General features: G+C 41.2%; 14 protein-coding genes. All 14 read left to right on the plus strand.

The window, feature by feature from the left end; genetic code table 11:
* The first annotated feature begins 142 nt into the window (after positions 1 to 142).
* The gene (locus H6760_01290; GenBank protein ID USN53786.1) at positions 143 to 802 is read left to right on the plus strand and encodes a hypothetical protein; all 660 of its coding nucleotides are present in this window, start codon (positions 143 to 145) and stop codon (positions 800 to 802) included.
* A gap of 1 nt (position 803) precedes the next feature.
* Positions 804 to 1,463 (plus strand): hypothetical protein, encoded by a 660-nt coding sequence (locus tag H6760_01295; GenBank protein ID USN53787.1) that lies wholly within the window; start codon positions 804 to 806, stop codon positions 1,461 to 1,463.
* A gap of 80 nt (positions 1,464 to 1,543) precedes the next feature.
* On the plus strand, positions 1,544 to 2,134 hold the full coding sequence (locus tag H6760_01300) for a hypothetical protein (protein USN53788.1): 591 nt from the start codon (positions 1,544 to 1,546) through the stop codon (positions 2,132 to 2,134).
* Position 2,135: 1 nt separating this feature from the next.
* Complete coding sequence (locus H6760_01305; protein USN53789.1) at positions 2,136 to 2,807, plus strand: hypothetical protein; 672 nt, start codon at positions 2,136 to 2,138, stop codon at positions 2,805 to 2,807.
* The gene (locus H6760_01310) at positions 2,804 to 3,490 is read left to right on the plus strand and encodes a hypothetical protein (protein ID USN53790.1); all 687 of its coding nucleotides are present in this window, start codon (positions 2,804 to 2,806) and stop codon (positions 3,488 to 3,490) included. The genes H6760_01305 and H6760_01310 overlap by 4 nt, the downstream gene beginning before the upstream one ends.
* Before the next feature lie 2 nt (positions 3,491 to 3,492).
* On the plus strand, positions 3,493 to 4,161 hold the full coding sequence (locus tag H6760_01315) for a hypothetical protein (GenBank protein USN53791.1): 669 nt from the start codon (positions 3,493 to 3,495) through the stop codon (positions 4,159 to 4,161).
* Positions 4,162 to 4,183: 22 nt separating this feature from the next.
* Positions 4,184 to 4,843 carry a GNAT family N-acetyltransferase gene (locus tag H6760_01320; GenBank protein ID USN53792.1) on the plus strand — a complete coding sequence of 220 codons (660 nt, stop codon included), beginning with the start codon at positions 4,184 to 4,186 and terminating at the stop codon, positions 4,841 to 4,843.
* Between the two features lie 128 nt (positions 4,844 to 4,971).
* On the plus strand, positions 4,972 to 5,478 hold the full coding sequence (locus H6760_01325) for a DUF2431 domain-containing protein (GenBank protein ID USN53793.1): 507 nt from the start codon (positions 4,972 to 4,974) through the stop codon (positions 5,476 to 5,478).
* Positions 5,459 to 6,223, plus strand: coding sequence for a ThiF family adenylyltransferase (locus tag H6760_01330; GenBank protein ID USN53794.1), 765 nt, complete (start codon positions 5,459 to 5,461; stop codon positions 6,221 to 6,223). The genes H6760_01325 and H6760_01330 overlap by 20 nt, the downstream gene beginning before the upstream one ends.
* Complete coding sequence (locus H6760_01335) at positions 6,216 to 8,987, plus strand: hypothetical protein (GenBank protein USN53795.1); 2,772 nt, start codon at positions 6,216 to 6,218, stop codon at positions 8,985 to 8,987. The genes H6760_01330 and H6760_01335 overlap by 8 nt, the downstream gene beginning before the upstream one ends.
* Positions 8,984 to 9,418, plus strand: coding sequence for a response regulator (locus H6760_01340; protein ID USN53796.1), 435 nt, complete (start codon positions 8,984 to 8,986; stop codon positions 9,416 to 9,418). The genes H6760_01335 and H6760_01340 overlap by 4 nt, the downstream gene beginning before the upstream one ends.
* A 117-nt stretch (positions 9,419 to 9,535) precedes the next feature.
* Positions 9,536 to 9,733, plus strand: a complete 198-nt coding sequence (locus H6760_01345; protein USN53797.1) for a hypothetical protein — start codon at positions 9,536 to 9,538, stop codon at positions 9,731 to 9,733.
* Between the two features lie 37 nt (positions 9,734 to 9,770).
* Positions 9,771 to 10,205 carry an NUDIX domain-containing protein gene (locus tag H6760_01350; protein ID USN53798.1) on the plus strand — a complete coding sequence of 145 codons (435 nt, stop codon included), beginning with the start codon at positions 9,771 to 9,773 and terminating at the stop codon, positions 10,203 to 10,205.
* Between the two features lie 42 nt (positions 10,206 to 10,247).
* Positions 10,248 to 12,923, plus strand: a complete 2,676-nt coding sequence (locus tag H6760_01355) for an HAD-IC family P-type ATPase (protein ID USN53799.1) — start codon at positions 10,248 to 10,250, stop codon at positions 12,921 to 12,923.
* Positions 12,924 to 12,958 lie beyond the last annotated feature (35 nt).

Raw genomic sequence — 12,958 nt, forward strand, 5'->3', positions numbered from 1 at the left:
CAAAAACAGACATCGCGGAGGGGGAAATCACTCAAGAGCAGCACATACTCTTGTATACTCAAGCGTCCCTAGTAAAAAGGGATGTTTTTTGTGTGCAAAGTAGCCTCGTAGCTGCCACAAGTTCTGAAAGGAGCGAAGGCGCATGTTAGGTTATCTTTTGCTCATTATATCGGTTGTAGAGTTTTTTATTGGCCTGTACCTTATTTTTCGCTATGAAAAAAGCCAGGCAACAACATATTACGGTCTCTTTGCAATAAGTGTTGCGATCTATGTTGCCGCGAACGGTTTCGGATTTACCCGAGCTTCTGATAACGAGTTTATTTTTGAGCAACTTGCTTGGTTTGGCGGCTTACTTAGCGCCCCATTTATCCTTGGCTTCAGTTATAGCTTTCCTAGCCCTAAAAAATATCCCACTGAGCTATTTCCGTGGGTAATTTGGCCAGTAGTGTTATTTGGCGCAGGAATTTTTACTTCAAATATTTTCCTGGAGAAAACGTATATTTATTCCTTTGCCGAAGGCTACACTGCGCCAATCGGTGTCTTTTTCTGGTTCGCCATTGCAGTATTTGCGATGTATTGGATATGGGCAATACGAAACCTGCTGTATACGAGATTGCACACAAGCGGTTTTTATAGGAATTTTCTTACCATTGTGCTCATAGGGCTTTTTTCATCACTGCTTATTTCAGCAATTTTTGATATTTACATTCCCTTAGTTTCAGTCACGCGCTACGGATATATTGGAGCATTATTCTCGTCTATTTGGCTGTTTACTACCGCGTATTTAATGGTGAGGAAGTAAGATGATTGGATATATATTACTCATTATCTCAGTTGTTGAAGTAATACTCGGTTTTTATTTGATTTTTCGATATGTAAAAAGTCCAGCAACTATATATTACGGCCTATTCGCGCTAAGTGTAGCACTCTATGTAGGTGCAAACGGGTATGGTTTTAGTCCGTTTTCAGAAAATGATATATGGCTGGAAATAATTGCCTGGATTGGCGGGACCTTTACCGCTCCTTTTATTCTTGGCTTCAGTTACTCATTCCCTTATCCACGTAAGTCCAATAAGGAAATACTGTCTTTAGTTCTTAGTCCACTCGTTTTTTTCTTCGTCGTAATACTTTTTTCTAATACTTTTGTAGATCATAATAGTGTTATCAGCTTTGATGAAGGATTTCAAAGACCTGTCGGGGAGTTACACTGGTTTGTATTATCAGTATTCTTTTTCTATTGGGTTTGGTCTTTTATTGAACTAGTAAAGAGTCGAAAAAAATCCGACGGCTTTAATAAGAATTTTCTTCTTATTTTAATTATAGGCTTAGTTTTTTCTTTGTTGGTTTCGGTATTTACTAACATCATTCATCCACTTGTCGATGTTTCAAAGTTAGGTTATATGGGCCCCTTAGCCTCTTCAATCTGGCTATTTATTACTGGGTACTTGATATTGAGGAAGTAATGAACACCTTTCATTTAGTTTTACTTTTTACACTTTTCTTTATTCACGCGACTCTCGCAATATGGATGTTGCGTAGATATGTGCAGACGCTATCCATTCGTTATTACTCAGGCTTTTTATTTGGACTAGCACTTATTGCACTATTAAATGGTTTATTGCTGTTATTTGGCGGTCAGGAGAGTCAAACAGTCCTTCATAAGATCGGCTTTATCTCAGGCACCTTCACTTTTGTGATGTTCTTTATGTTTAGTAAGTACTTTCCAATTTCTACTGCAAGACCAAACTCCCGCGACATTCTTTTTTGGGTAATTCCGATTACATTTTTTATTCCATTCATACTTTTTAATCAGCAGTTTATCCAGTCTGTGATTATAGAAAATGGAATAAGTAAGCCTACATTTGGAGTCTGGTATACACCATTTATGTTAGTTTTGGCCACCTTTGTTCTGGGGGCTATCTATAATCTCATACAGAAATATAAAATAACCACTGAACTTGAAATTAGGAAGAACATTAGAGACATTACGGCAGTATTTTTCGTATCAGGACTCCTTGGCTTTTTGTTGGACGTTGTGTTGCCAAGGTTTAATGTTTATACGGCACATTACTTTGCCATTGAATCTTCACTTTTTGTTGCGCTAACTACTGCAATTATTATTGCAAAGAAGTAAGATGAAAGAGTTTCTCATCATTGCAAATTATCTGGTTGGAATAGGGGAGTTGATGCTCGCTGGATATTTTTGGAAAACAAACAGCGGCAGCGCAATTCGGAAGGTGATGGTGTTGTTGGCGTTTTCGACTGGTATGTGGGTCATTTTTACCGGAACCTTTACCTACCGCTGGATTTTGCTTGATTACTTTGATCTCGGCATATCATTTGTATATTTCTTTGGAATTTTGTTCCTTACCGCCTTACTTCATTTAGTAATTCTCTTTCCTCACAAGATTTTCCCGTTTGATAGGCTACATACAGTTTTGTTGTATATTCCAACACTCATATTAGGTTTTGCCGCTTTTACTCCAGCGATAATTAAAGAAAATATCACTCCGTCGAGCGGGTATACCACAAGTTATCCCGGACCAGCACATTGGATGTTTAATAGCTATCTTTTTCTCATGTATGCAATGGTGATAATCCTACTCATTGTTAAGATCAAGCGTTTTGATGGATTTAGCAGAGATAACGCAAAAACTTTGCTTTGGGGTATTATTTTAGGCGGCCTACCCATCGTTTTCTTAGATTTGGTTTTGACAACTTTGGGCATCTACCCAAATGCTGCCGTTGCCAGCCTTTTCACAGTTGTCTGGCTTGGGTTTACTACTTACATAATTGTACGGAAATGAACGGAGAAATAGTATTTTTTGATTTAATTTTACTTAGCGTTGTTGGATTATTAGAATTAGCCTTTGGGATTTATTTAATAGTCCGTTATGTGAGGACAAGTTCGATAGTATTTTTTGCACTTTTCGTTTTCTTTCTTTCTTTGTGGGTGCTTACAAATGCGGCTGCTTTCGTAATACCAATACATAATGTCTTCTTTGATATTGATTCAAAGTTGAGTTTTGTTTTTGCAATATTACTTTTTCCAGCGCTATACTTATATGTAATTAATTTTCCCATCCCTACAATATTAATAAATTGGCGTTTAATACTTTTTGTGTTTACTGCGCCAATACTTCTTAGTACAATGATTTTAGGGTCGGGAACGGTTGTATTTGGATTTGATAAATTGATAGAGAATCAGCCAACTATATTTGGAGAAGCTTTTTGGGCCTATTCTTTTTATATGTTGTTCATGTATGCAATTATTTTATTTGAATTAATAAGGCAGATTAATAAGTCCAAGGGTTCTCACAGATGGTATGCACAAATTTTATTTTTTGCTGTTTTCATTTCTGGCGCAATAGGGCTATTATTTAATCTTGTTCTGCCTTCGATGTTCGATATTAGAATTGCTTATTGGATAGCCCCATCTAGTTCAATTATTTGGCTTGCTCTTGTTTGGTGGGCGACGCAGAGGAAATAATTATGGATTATGGTGTATACTTATTATTAGTTATTGCGGGCCTAGAACTTTGGTTGACAATATACATATTTACTCGCTACCAAAGAACAAAAGCTATTTTTTTCTTTGGACTCTTTACTGCTTGTGTGACTGGATGGGTGCTAACTAATTCTATTCCGCTTCTTTTTTCCTATTCAAGTTGGCAATCTGATTTTTTGCAACGCCTCTCGTTTTCTTTTGCTGCATTTATTTTTCCTTTTCTTTATTATTATATTCTTTTACATCCATTTCCAAGCATTGATATCAACAAGCGATTCATATTATTCACATCCCTCCCGGCCTTCTTTGTTTCTATTGCCACTCTCTTTGATAAAAACTTTGTTATAGGATTCTATGATACCTCAGTAAGGGCAACAATATACGGCGACTCTTTTTGGATGTATGCGGTAGTTATGTTGCTATTTGCAATTCTTATTCCTGTGGAAATAATTTTAAAAAGAAGAAGACTGGATGGATATTATCGCTACCAATTCAAATTATTATTCAGCGCCTATTTGTTTTCAGCGGCAGTAGGATTACTAATTAATTTAATATTGCCATATTTTTTCGACTTAAAAATTAACTATTGGCTTGGGCCCGCGTCATCGATTATTTGGGTGAGTATGGTTTGGTGGGTTATTAATAGAAGGTAATGTTTAATTGCGATTTTCAAAAATGACAATAGGACATGTAGTTGAAGAATTTAAAAGTCGGTATATTAAAAGACAACTAGATCATAATTTTATTGTTTTAGAGACTCAAAATAACAACCAACTAAATTTATCATATAGATTAAGATACGAAGTATATTGTCTAGAATGTAAATATTTAGACGTGAATAATTATCCCAATAGGTCTGAAAAGGATGAGTATGATGATTGTTCAATACATTTCATCGCAATAAATAAAAAGACAAAAAATGTTGTTGGCACAATTCGACTTATTAAACGCACTAATAGGAATTTGCCAATAGAGCATGATTTTGGAATTTCTCTGAATGGATCAATTAGTTCTAAAAAAGTTGTGGAGATTTCTAGACTAGCGGTTGATAAAAAATTTAGGAAGTCGAGTTTAAAGCATCCAAGTATTATGTTAGGTTTATTAAAAGCATGCTATAGATACGCCGAAGAAAATGGAATTGCAATGTTTGTAGCGGCAATAGATCAAAATGTATATAATATGTTAAAAAAGTTTCGTTTTTCATTTAATTTATTAGGGGAACCAAAACATTATATGGGTTCAATCTCAGTACCCGTGTTAATTGATATCGAAAAAGAATCGCAGTGGTTAAAAATAGTAAATCCTGGACTATGGACATTTCTTTCAAGCAATTAGCTCATAAAATTGTATTATTCTATTTAAGACGGGCTAGCCACAAAAAATACCTAACATTTAGCTTTAGCGATCTTATTATACTCTGTCCCCCAAACGTGTTCCCGCCTAATTCGTTTACCACTGACCTAATGGCTAAGTGGCTAGTAAACGAAGAGATGGAAGGTAAACAGGTTTTAGAGATGGGTTGTGGAAGTGGATACATTTCGATTATTGCCGCACGAAAAGGGGCAAAAGTAATTGCAAGCGACATCAGCCCTATCGCGGTTGATGCCGCAAAAATCAATACCATAATAAATAAGATAAAAAATGTCGAATGTTATTGCTCGGACTTATTTTCTAACTTAGAAGGAAAGTTTGATTTAATTCTCTTCAACGCACCTTTTTTTCATGGAGAACCCACTTCTTTATTAGATAACAATTGGATGAGTAAGGATGGGGAGGTGGTCAGTAAATTTTTTAAAGACGCAAGAGAATATATTAATCCAATGGGGAAGGTAGTTATTACTAGTTCGACTCTAGTTAATCAAGATGCTCTGAAAATATTAATTAAAGAAAGCGGATTTAATATTGAAAACGTGAAAACAAAAAATATTATTATTGAAAAATTTTTCTTGTATGAATGTAGAGCTTTTTAATAGAAATCAACCATTTATAACTAAAAAAGAACAAAAAATTCTCACAAAACAGAAAGTTTGTTTTATTGGATGTGGTCTTGCAAGTCAAGCCGCACTCCTTATTGCCAGGACAGGTATTGGAAAAATAGTACTTTGTGATGGAGACAAGGTCGAGTTGAGTAATCTTAACAGGCAAGCATTTGACATTGGTGATATTGGAGAAAACAAAGCAGAAAGCTTAATGAGAAAGATATTAAGCATCAATTCAAATATTGAAGTGGAGCAGTATCCGGTTTTTTTAAAAAAATCGATTATTTCAAATGTAATAAAAGATTCAGATATTGTAGTGAGCACAGTTGATGCGGGTCCTTTATATTTTGAAATTCAGGAATATATTAATAAAAAAGGCATTATGGGAATATTCCCCATGAATATTGCCTTTGGATCACTCGTATTCGTATCAAAAAATGGAAAGGGTGATTTTAAATCGTTATTTGGGGAGAAATTACCTGAAAATAATTCTGAATTTTTTTATCAACTTTACAATAAACTTAAACAAAATGTACCAAGCTATTTATCTCCTCATATTGAAATCTTATTAAGTGGATTTAAAACAAACAGTCCAATTCCACAGCTAGGATTAACGACTTTACTTACCGCATCTTTGATTACTGAGATAATACTGGCTGGGAACAGGGCTGAGCAATTATTGTTAACTCCAAGATTCTATTATTTTGATATTCGTGAATTCGTTCGAAATGGATAAATTGCTAATCCCACAAAATTTAGCACTTATTATATTGCTCTTCGGATATTTAAGTCTGATAATTCTTCTTTTGAGACGCGAGAACACAAGTAGTAGATTATTTGGTGCTACCGTTATTACTCTCTCTCTTTGGATATTATCAATTTTACTTTTAAATATCAGCTCCTCAAAAGAAGAAATTTTATTCTTTTCGCGATCGTCATTTATCGGGCCAATTATTCTCATACCAACATTCCTTCTTTTTTCTTGGTATTTTCCGAAAAAAACTATACATCTAAGGAAAAGTATTATTATTGTCGTTTCTTTAACGGCATGCTTCTTTTTAATTGCGACGTTTACGCCGTATGTAATTCAAGATGTCACAATAAAAGTAGGTGAAGGAGTCAGTCTAACCTATCAACTTGGAACACTATATTTTTTCCAATTTATTTTTTTAGCATTCTCATTACTTTATTCTTTTTTTATTCTTTATAAAAAATATAAAAAATCAAAAGGCCTAGAAAAATTACAAATTAGATATCTTTTTCTTGGCACCGTTATTACTGCAGTATTGACCTTGAGTACTAACGTAATTTTACCAATTTTTAATTTTTCATCTCTTGCTGGATTTGGCCCTCTTAGTACTCTATTTCTCTTATTTTTTATTTCATATGCCATCATCCGCCACCGCCTCCTCGACATCCGTCTTGTTATCACGCGTTCCTTAATTTATTTTTTCCTTATCCTGTTCGTCGCAGGATCATTTACTGGAATTACCTTACTCGCAAAGTTATTATTTGAAGAATTTGTTGGTGAAATAACCGCTACAATACTTGTTTCTCTCATCATCGTTATTGGTTTCGAGCCATTGAAGCGATGGGTCTCTCGTTCTACTGACTCGGTTTTTTATAAGGCAAAAATTGACTACGCTGATGTGTTGCGGGAAATCAGCGAAATTATTAACCGTGAAATTGTCCTGGATCCGCTCGTCACCTCCATCAGCGCCACGCTTGAGAGTAGGCTCAAGCTCAAGCACGCGGGCATTGCATTGAAAAGCGCCAAGGGGGATTTTGTTGAATACATAAACCACGATCACTTTGATCCCAAAACCTTTTCCAGCCGATCCGGTATGATCGGATTCTTACGTTTCACATCTCGTATCACCATTTTAGAATCGCTCGAGCGCAAAATTCAGGACACGAGCGAAGGGGACGAATTAAAAGAGTTGAAGCGATCGCGCGAGGAAATGGAAACGAACCACATTGCCTTAGCTGCTCCGATTGTGGCGCAAGGCAAATTCAACGCAGTCCTCATCCTGGGGCCGAAACTTTCCGGTGATAGCTTCTCGACCGAAGAGTTGAAGATGATTGAAACGTTGACTCCGCAGATCGGATCAGCGATTGAGAAATCCATGCTCTTCGAAGAGGTGAAGAACTTCTCCAGTCAATTAAAGGTGAAAGTTGATGAGGCGACAAAGGAGTTGAAAGAGCGCAATCGTTTCCTTGGCGCTTTGCAGGATATCACGAGCACCATTACGCACTCTCTTGATTACAAAAAAGTAGGACAGGACATTGTGGACGGAGTAGCCAAGAAGCTCGGTTACATCGGTGCCGTGCTCCTGCTCTATGATCCAAAGACTGGCCAGTCATGGGCTGAGGCAATTACGCAAACGCCGGTTACTCGCGCGGCAATGAAATTACTGCCCAAGCCGGTGAACGAATACCATGGGCACGTGGATGAGAATTCCATGACCGACCAAGTTATTTTGACTGGTGAAATGCGCGAAAGTGATTCACTAGCTGAATTCTTAGCACCGGCCGTGCCTAAAGCTTTTTGTTTCGCCATGCAGAAGTTGATTCGCGCAAAGTATATTGTGGCAGTGCCAATCTATGCCGAGGGTGAAATTCTCGGTGCCTTGGTTTTTGTGCTCGGGAAGAAGAAAGAGGAGATCAGTAGTCAGGAGCGGGCTATGATGATCGCTTTAGGTGACCAGGCCGGAATCGTGCTGCACAATATTAAACTCTTTGATCGCATCCAGGATACGAATAAGCAGTTGGAGCAGGCGAATGAACACTTGAAGCAGCTTGATCAAGCTAAGTCGGAATTCGTCTCCATTGCCTCGCACCAATTACGCACGCCGATGACTGGCATTATGGGCTATCTTTCCATGATGGTGCAGGGGGATTTCGGTAAAATGGAGCCGGAGCACACCAAACTGCTGACTGAATTGTTGAGTGAGAGTCAGCGCATGATTCGTCTCATCAACCTCTTCTTGAACGTCTCAAAGATTGAGTCAGGTAAGATGACGATTAACAAGCAGCCGACGCAGATTAAGGATCTCATTGACCAACAGATTAAGGATCAGAAAAAGCCAGCCGAGGATAAAGGATTGGTGCTGAAAGTGGAAGTTGATAAAGAGCTGCCGATAATTGAAGCTGACGGTGATAAGCTCATGAACGTGGTGCAGAACCTGATTGATAACGCTATCAAATATACAGAGCGGGGAAGCGTGACTGTTCGCGCCTTTCAGACCGATGGCCATATCCAGGTAGAAATTCAAGACACTGGCGTTGGTATTAAGCGCGAAGATGTGCATGAACTCTTTGGTAAGTTTGTGCGCGGGTCTGGCATTGCGCAGATCAATCCTGATGGCTCCGGTCTCGGACTCTTTATTGCCAAGTCAATTGTGGAAATGCACGGCGGTAAGATTTGGGTAGAATCAGAAGGTGAAGGGAAAGGTACTAAATTCGCATTCACGATACCAATTACACAGCCGAAAAAATGAAACAGGTAAGGGGGAAACAACCAAAACGCATCCTACTTGTCGAGGACGAGCCGCTCTTAGCAACGATGTATATGTTGGCGTTGCAGCAACGAGTAAAGGCTGAGGTGTACGGGGCTAAGACACGCGAAGAAGCGGAGCGCATTATTGAGCGTGTGAAGCCGGATTTAGTGCTGCTTGATCTCATGATTCCCTCGATTACCATCCAAGACACGGAGCAGGATTTTCATCATCCAGTAGGGCTGCAATTCTTAGCCCAAATTCGGAAGAGTCCAAAGACGCGTTCAATCAAGGTAATGATTCTCTCCAACCTTGATGCGGATGAGCAACGCAAGCGGGCCATTGATTTAGGTGCCGAGGATTACCTATTAAAAGCCAGTCTGCAGCCGCACGCGATTGTGGAAAAGGTAAAGCATAGTTTAGGGATAAAATAAGCCAGTCAATAATCTCATCCTTGACAGAGCCGGTGGTTTTTGTATACTTTCTGGCCCTGTTCTTTCCCATCGCGAATATCGGCAACGGCCTCATTCTTAACATGTTTGGGAGGCCGTATGTCGATTGCGTTTACTCCCACTGAGCTTATTCTCCTCGGAGGATTTCTCGTCTGGATCATGGCCCAAATCTATGCTCCAATGAAAGGTCGCCGCAAAGCTGTCAGCTTCGGCGCCATCGAGATTGTCTTCCTGCTCGTGGGTCTCGCGGTATTGCTCCTCGGAGCAATCACCCTTGCACAGAATCCTGCCTTCTAGGCGGGATTCTTTTTTTAAAAGATGCTAGAGTATAGCTATGAAAAATATTTTTCCAAAAGGGGTCGAGGTAGTAGCGGGGGTAATAATATTCCATAAAGGGAAGATTCTGATTGCACGCTCACCGAAGTGGTCAGATAAATGGACATTGCCGGGCGGCCATATTGATCCCGGAGAAACAATTGCAGAGGCGGCTATGCGAGAAGCGGAAGAAGAGACGGGCTTAAAGGTTCATCCACTTGGTTTTGTGAAAGCAGGTGAACTTATTTATTCAAAGGATTTTCACCGGCCTGCGCATTTTCTCTATTTTGATTATGCTGTTGAAGCAGATGATGGTAATGCAACACTTGATAAGCGCGAATTAACGGAAATGCAATGGTGTTCTCCAAAAGAAGCGCTCCAGATGGACTTAGCAGAAAGTTTTTCTGAATCAATCCAAGCTTTTTTAGAAAAGTTTCCGCAATACGCCGGGTAGTGCTGCTTTTCTGAAGCGCGAAAAAATGGTATAGTAGGGCGCATGACAGGGGGGCAAACCTGGCACAAATACAGCACAAAAGACACAATACAAAAACTGCGGGGGAGCCGACAGGGTCTTCGTTCTAAGCAAGCGCAGCAACGGCTCAAGCAGTACGGACCAAATGTGTTACCCGCGGCAGCTGGACGTACCGCGCTGCAAATTTGGGGTAGGCAATTTGCCAGTCCATTGATGTTGTTATTGATCGCGGCAGCTGGAGTGAGCTTTGCCCTGCGCGATACCATCGATGCACAAGTAATTCTCGCCGCAGTTGTTTTAAATGTGGTGGTAGGATTTATCCAGGAGTATCGAGCCGAACGTACTTTGGAATCTTTGCGCAAGGTGGTTACTTTTGATGCGCTGGTGTTGCGCGATGGAGTAGAGCGGAGCGTGGCGGCGCAGGATATTGTGCCCGGTGATGTTTTGGTAGTGCGGGCCGGGATGCGAGTGGTGGCTGATGCGCGTCTTCTCGAAGTAAATGATTTGCAGGTAAATGAAGCAAGTCTCACCGGTGAAAGCACGCCAGTAGAGAAAATACATAGTGCCCTCGACGGACATTTGGGTTTAGGCGACCAGCACAACATGCTTTTTAACGGAACAACGGTTATTGCCGGTTCAGGTCAGGCAATAGTCGTAGCGACCGGCACCTCGACCGAGTTCGGTCAAATTGCTCAAACCGTGCAGAATGTAAAAGAGGATGCGACACCCTGGCAGCAGCGTTTGCAACGATTTAGCCGTTTTATTACCCTGGTCGTCCTGGGCGTTGCGGCAGCAATTTTCATATTAGGTGCTTTTACTGGCCGTTCCTTGCCTGAAATGTTTGCTGTGTCGGTAGCCATCGCTGTTGCCGCAATTCCGGAGGGTTTGGCTATTGGGGTAACTGTGGTGCTGGTGATTGGCATGCGACGTATTTTGCAGCAGCAAGCGCTGACTCGACAGCTGGTCGCCGTGGAAACGCTCGGTGCAATCAGTGTGCTGTGCTTTGATAAGACAGGCACGGTGACTGAAGGCAACATGGCTGTAGTGCGCGTGGTAACCGAAAACCATGATCTGCACGCCTCCTCCGACGAGCTGCACGCGCATAGTAAAGATGTGGCTTCAACCAAGAGCACTGTCCGACTTTTCAAAATCGCTCTGCTCTGCAATGACGCGCATATTGAAAATGAAGATAAAGCGCTGGAGCATCGCCTGGTCACGGGTAATCCCACTGAGCGCGCGCTCGTAAATGCAGCCCACGCTCTAGGATTGACTCGACATGCCCTCGAATCTGACGCGCCTCGAGTCGCCAGCATACCCTTTAGCTCAAATCGTAAATTCATGCTAACCGTGCATCATGATGCGCAAGGCGATGTGGCCTATGCAAAAGGCGCGCCAGAGGTAATTTTACAGGCCACGCATGCTATAGATTTGGATGGGAAGGAAGTAAAGATACACAATGATCGTCGTCGTGAGCTTCTCCAACGCGCTGAGACTTTGAGTCGCGAAGGCCTCCGCGTCCTCGCTTTTGCCTATGCACGCTTGCCTGATCATAAGAATGACGAGCCAAGTGCGCTGCCGCAACTCACCTTTGTCGGATTTGCCGGCTTAAAAGATCCACTCCGCGCTGAGGCAAAAACAGCTGTGCAGGCGCTCCAACACGCTGGCATTCACGCTGCCATGATTACCGGTGATCACAAATTTACTGCTCAGGCAATTGCGAAAGAGTTAGGCTTACCCATTGCGGCAAAACACATCCTAACTGGCCAGGACCTAGAGCGACTCAGCGATGCGGACCTGCAAAAGAAAATTCGCGGCATCCATGTGTACGCTCGCGTGTCGGCAAAAGACAAGATACGCATTGTAAAAGCCTGGAAAGCCTTAGGCGAGGTGGTGGCTATGACCGGCGATGGTATCAACGACGCCGCAGCCTTGAAAGCAGCTGACGTTGGCATTGGTTTAGGGTCAGGTACTGAGGTAGCCAAAGAAGCTGCTAAGGTAATTCTGCTCAACGATAATATTCAAACGATTGAGTCAGCAGTGGAGCAGGGGAGGATAATTTTTGAAAATATTAAAAAGGTGACGCTGTATTTACTTTCCGATGCCTTTTCCGCAGTTATTTTAGTCGCACTCAGTTTACTTGGCGGTTTACCACTGGCGCTTTCAGCTGCGCAGATACTCTGGATAAACCTTGTTACCGACGGCCTGCCAAACATGGCCCTGACTATTGAGCCAAAGGAGCGTAATGTGATGGCAGAAAAACCGCGTCCACGCAGCGAGCCACTGCTTGATCAGACCGGTAAAATCTTTGTCGCCAGTATCAGTGCAGTTACGGGCGTGTTGTCTTTCATACTCTTCTTCATTGTGTTGCGGGAAAGTGGCAATGAAATTCTGGCTCGCTCGGTTGCCTATGCCGCCTTAGGCACTACGACTTTGCTATACGCCTTTAGCCTGCGTCATATCCGACAAGGCTTATTTAGTGGTAATCCATTTCAGAATCGTTGGCTCAATCTCGCGGTCGGTGTTGGACTCATTCTCCAAATCGGCGTGTTGTATTGGGCTCCTTTGCAGCATTTCCTTGGCACAACTGCGATTGACTGGACGCATTGGAAGTTAATTTTTGTTATGAATATCACGGTCTTGCTCTTTATTGAAGCGTTGAAGCTTTTTGTCCACAGTGGAAAGAAAAAGGCAGCTGCGTAGTCATTAGGGTAAAGTTGACGTTTCGCTTCAGAATA

This window comes from Candidatus Nomurabacteria bacterium, from assembly GCA_023898465.1.
Classification (GTDB): Bacteria; Patescibacteriota; Patescibacteriia; order HK-STAS-PATE-3; family HK-STAS-PATE-3; genus HK-STAS-PATE-3.

Coding starts and splice junctions, on each gene's coding strand:
- H6760_01330 (USN53794.1), top strand. CDS start 5,459: ATGAATGTAGAGCTTTTTAATAGAAATCAACCATTTATAACTAAAAAA.
- H6760_01355 (USN53799.1), top strand. CDS start 10,248: ATGACAGGGGGGCAAACCTGGCACAAATACAGCACAAAAGACACAATA.
- H6760_01325 (USN53793.1), top strand. CDS start 4,972: ATGGCTAAGTGGCTAGTAAACGAAGAGATGGAAGGTAAACAGGTTTTA.
- H6760_01315 (USN53791.1), top strand. CDS start 3,493: ATGGATTATGGTGTATACTTATTATTAGTTATTGCGGGCCTAGAACTT.
- H6760_01305 (USN53789.1), top strand. CDS start 2,136: ATGAAAGAGTTTCTCATCATTGCAAATTATCTGGTTGGAATAGGGGAG.
- H6760_01335 (USN53795.1), top strand. CDS start 6,216: ATGGATAAATTGCTAATCCCACAAAATTTAGCACTTATTATATTGCTC.
- H6760_01320 (USN53792.1), top strand. CDS start 4,184: ATGACAATAGGACATGTAGTTGAAGAATTTAAAAGTCGGTATATTAAA.
- H6760_01340 (USN53796.1), top strand. CDS start 8,984: ATGAAACAGGTAAGGGGGAAACAACCAAAACGCATCCTACTTGTCGAG.
- H6760_01345 (USN53797.1), top strand. CDS start 9,536: ATGTCGATTGCGTTTACTCCCACTGAGCTTATTCTCCTCGGAGGATTT.
- H6760_01290 (USN53786.1), top strand. CDS start 143: ATGTTAGGTTATCTTTTGCTCATTATATCGGTTGTAGAGTTTTTTATT.
- H6760_01295 (USN53787.1), top strand. CDS start 804: ATGATTGGATATATATTACTCATTATCTCAGTTGTTGAAGTAATACTC.
- H6760_01310 (USN53790.1), top strand. CDS start 2,804: ATGAACGGAGAAATAGTATTTTTTGATTTAATTTTACTTAGCGTTGTT.
- H6760_01350 (USN53798.1), top strand. CDS start 9,771: ATGAAAAATATTTTTCCAAAAGGGGTCGAGGTAGTAGCGGGGGTAATA.